This is a genomic window from Rhodobaculum claviforme (assembly GCF_016653255.1).
Lineage (GTDB): Bacteria > Pseudomonadota > Alphaproteobacteria > Rhodobacterales > Rhodobacteraceae > Rhodobaculum > Rhodobaculum claviforme.
Window position 1 is genome coordinate 1 of sequence record NZ_NHSD01000060.1, and the last position, 3,897, is coordinate 3,897.

The 3,897-nt window shown below is 71.1% G+C and carries 4 protein-coding genes; 2 read left to right on the forward strand and 2 right to left on the reverse strand.

Features of this window, described 5'->3' with window-relative positions; genetic code table 11:
• Nucleotides 1-223 (reverse strand): alpha/beta hydrolase (locus CCR87_RS00935; protein ID WP_420850134.1); only part of this gene is annotated, 223 nt, incomplete at its 3' end.
• Between the two features lie 7 nt (nucleotides 224-230).
• Nucleotides 231-518 carry an SCP2 sterol-binding domain-containing protein gene (locus CCR87_RS00940; protein ID WP_201155455.1) on the reverse strand — a complete coding sequence of 96 codons (288 nt, stop codon included), beginning with the start codon at nucleotides 516-518 and terminating at the stop codon, nucleotides 231-233.
• Nucleotides 519-618: 100 nt separating this feature from the next.
• Between CCR87_RS00940 and CCR87_RS00945 the strand changes: the two genes are divergently transcribed.
• Nucleotides 619-1,167 carry a tetratricopeptide repeat protein gene (locus CCR87_RS00945; protein WP_201155456.1) on the forward strand — a complete coding sequence of 183 codons (549 nt, stop codon included), beginning with the start codon at nucleotides 619-621 and terminating at the stop codon, nucleotides 1,165-1,167.
• Between the two features lie 63 nt (nucleotides 1,168-1,230).
• A partial coding sequence (locus tag CCR87_RS00950) for a helicase-related protein (protein ID WP_242511779.1) occupies nucleotides 1,231-3,897 on the forward strand: 2,667 nt, incomplete at its 3' end.

Consider the following 3,897-nt stretch of genomic DNA (forward strand, 5'->3'; position numbering starts at 1 on the left):
GCCAGTCGAGGGTCAGCACCCCCCAGCCCGCCGCCACAAGCCGCGCGATGACGTCGCCGTATTTCTCCACGACCTCGGTCCGGCCGGGAAACAGCAGCACCGTCCCCCGCGCCCCCGGCCAGACCGCGGCCCGCAACCGCACCCCGTCGGCCGTGCGCAGCCAGACCGCGCGGCCATCGGCGGGCATGGGGACCGTGTCGGTGAACAGCGTGGCGGGCTGCACCGCCGCCTCAGCCCATCCGGTTCGCGAGCTTCAGCGCAAGGCCCATGTCACCCTCCACCGACAGCCGACCGGACATGAAGGCGATGGTGGGGCTGAGGTCCCCTTCGAGGATGGCACGGAAGGTCTCGGCCTCGGCGCTCAGCGTGACCTGGGCGGGACCGTCGCCGGCGTGCACGCCGCTCTGGTCGACGATCACCGCGCCCAGATCGCCGATCACGAACTTGGCCGACCCGTCGACCCCGTCGCCGAATTTCGCGCGCATCGCCGCGACCGCCTGTTCCATGATCTCGCCCATCGGGGCCTCCGCTGCCTGTGTTGGGGGCTTTCGCCCGAAAGTGACCGTTGCGGCACCGCTGCCCCCTCGTCTTCGGGGCGGGCGGTGCTACACTCGGGTTATGGGACGGACATCGCTTCTGCTCAATGCCTTCGTTGCCGCGTCGCTGGCGCTGGCTGGTCCGGCGGCGGCACAGGACGGGGTTGGCGCGCTGTTGCAACGCCTGGCCGATCCCCAGCTGGAGCGCTGGGACCGGGTGGAGCGGCGCATCCTTGACGAATGGTCGAAGTCGGGGTCGTCGGCGATGGACCTGCTGTTGCGCAGGGGGCGCGCCGCGCTGGAGGCCGGAGAGGTCGACGCCGCCATCGCCCACCTGACCGCGCTCACCGATCACGCGCCGCAATTCGCCGAGGGCTGGAACGCCCGCGCCGCCGCCTTCTACGAGCGCGGCGACTATGGCCCGGCGATGGAGGACCTGGCGCGCGCGCTGACCCTCAATCCCAGCCATTTCGGCGCGATGGCGGGCCTTGGCATGATCCTGGAGGAGACCGGCCGCGAGGTGCAGGCCCTGCACGTCTATCGCGCCGCGCAGGCTATACATCCCCACCAGCCCGTCATAAGCAGAAGCGTGGCGCGTCTGGAGGCGCGGGTGTCGGGCCGCGACACCTGACGCGGGTTTGCCAGCGACACCACCGGACCGCCCACGGGCGCACCGGTCTGGCGCGGAGGGATCATGCGCGACGACGTCCGCGAACGGGGCCGGGTGACGGCGGTTCTGGGCCCCACCAACACCGGCAAGACGCATTACGCCATCGAACGCATGCTGGCCCATCGCACCGGGGTGATCGGCCTGCCGCTGCGCCTGCTGGCGCGCGAGGTCTATGACCGGATCGTGGCGGTCCGTGGCCCGTCGGTCGTGGCGCTCGTCACCGGCGAGGAACGCATCGTCCCCCAGCGCACGCAGTACTGGGTCTGCACCACCGAGGCGATGCCGGTGGGCATCGGCGCCGATTTCCTGGCGGTGGACGAAATCCAGCTCTGCGCCGATCCCGACCGGGGTCATGTGTTTACCGAACGCCTGCTGACCGCGCGCGGGCTGCATGAGACCTTGTTTCTGGGCGCCGACACCATGCGCGGTGCGATCGCGGCGCTGGTGCCCGGCGTGCAGTTCCTGCGGCGCGAGCGATTCTCGGCGCTGACCTATACCGGCGCGCGCAAGATCAGCCGGATGCCGCCGCGCAGCGCCATCGTGGGATTCTCGGTGGAAAACGTCTATGCCATCGCCGAGCTGATCCGCCGCACCAAGGGCGGCTGCGCGGTGGTGATGGGCGCGCTCAGCCCGCGCACGCGCAACGCGCAGGTGGCGCTCTATCAGAACGGCGACGTGGATTATCTGGTGGCGACGGATGCCATCGGGATGGGGCTGAACCTCGACATCCGGCATGTGGCGTTTTCCTCCACCGCCAAGTTCGACGGGCGACGGATGCGCGCGCTGATCCCCGGAGAGCTTGCACAGATCGCCGGGCGCGCGGGGCGCCACACCACGCCCGGCACCTTTGGCGTCACCGGCGAGGCCCGCCCGCTGGCCGACGAGATGGTCGCCGCCATCGAGGACCACCGCTTCGAGCCGGTGCGCAAGCTGCACTGGCGCAACGCCGATCTGGATTTCGGCACCGTCGATCGGCTGATGGCCGCGCTGGAGCGCCACACCACCGACGACTGGCTGACCCGCGTGCGCGATTCCGATGACCTGGTGGCGCTGCGGGCGCTGGCCGACAACGAGGCGGTGCGCACGCGGCTGCGCGATGCGCGCGACGTGCGGCTGCTGTGGGATGTCTGCCGCATTCCCGATTTCCGCGGCATCTCGCCCACCGAACACGCCGGGCTGCTGGCGCGCATCTTCGGCTTCCTGCACGAGACCGGCGAGGTGCCCGCGGACTGGCTGGCGCGCAACATCGCGCGCATCGACCGCACCGATGGCGACATCGATGCGCTGTCGAAACGGCTCGCGTTCATCCGCACCTGGACCTATGTGGCGCAACGCGCGGGTTGGGTGGCCGACGAAAGCCATTGGCGCGGCGAGACCCGCGCTGTAGAAGACCGCCTGTCGGACGCGTTGCACGCCAGGTTGACGCAGCGCTTCGTGGACCGCCGCACCAGCGTCCTGATGCGGCGGCTCAAGCAGAAGGAGAGGCTGGTGGCCGAGGTGAGCGACAAGGGCGAAGTGACGGTGGAGGGCGAATTCATCGGCCGCATCGAGGGGTTCCGGTTCCGCCAGGACACCACCGCAAGCCCCGACGAGGCGCGCGCGCTGCGCGGGGCGGCCACGGCGGTGCTGGCGCCGCAGTTCCATCTGCTGGCGGATCGGTTCTACAACGCCCCCGACACCGAGATGGACGTCACCGAACAGGGCGGGCTGATGTGGGGCGACACCGCGCTGGGCAAGCTGGTGGCCGGTCCCGAGCCGATGAAGCCCGGCGTGGAGGTGTTCGTCGACGAGATCGCGGGCACCGACGTCGCCGACAAGGTGCGCAGGCGTCTGCAGCATTTCCTCGACCGTCGGGTGGCCGCGTTGTTCGAGCCGCTGGTCGGCCTGCAACGCGACGAGACGCTGACCGGGCTGACCCGCGGTTTTGCCTATCGCCTGGTGGAGGCGCTGGGGGTGCTGCAACGCGCCGAGGTCGCCGCCGAGGTCAAGGACCTCGACCAGGACGCCCGCGCCGCGCTGCGCCGCCACGGCGTGCGGTTCGGGCAGTACACGATCTTTCTGCCCGCGCTGCTGAAACCCGCGCCGACCCGGCTGCGCCTCGTGCTGTGGTCACTGGCGCAAGGGCTGGACGAATACCCCGAAAGCCCGCCGCCGGGACTGGTGACGATTCCCGTGTCCCCCGGCGTGCCCGAGCAGCACTACCGGCTGGCCGGCTATGCCCCGGCGGGGACCCGGGCGATCCGCATCGACATGCTGGAGCGGCTGGCCGACATGCTGCGCGCACGCGATGCGCGGGCGGGATTCGAGGCGTCGGCCGACATGCTGTCGATCACCGGGTTGACGCTGGAACAGTTCGCCGACCTGATGCAGGGCCTCGGCTATCGCGCCGAGCGCGCGGAGCGCCCTCGCCTGCGTCCCGCACCGCAGCCGTCGGCCCCGGCCCAGACCCCGACCCCGGCCCCCACCGACGAGAGCGCACCGTCTGAAACCCCGGACACCGGCGCGACAGACCCCGAGGCCGCCACGGATGGCACCGCCAGCGACACCCCGGCCGGGGACGCGATGGACGCCACCGGCACGCCCGAACCAGAGGCGGCGCCACAGGCACAGGCGGCGCCCGGCGATGGACAGCCCCCCGAACCCACTGAACCATCCGCCACCGAACCCGCCCCCACCGAGGTGGAGGTGTTC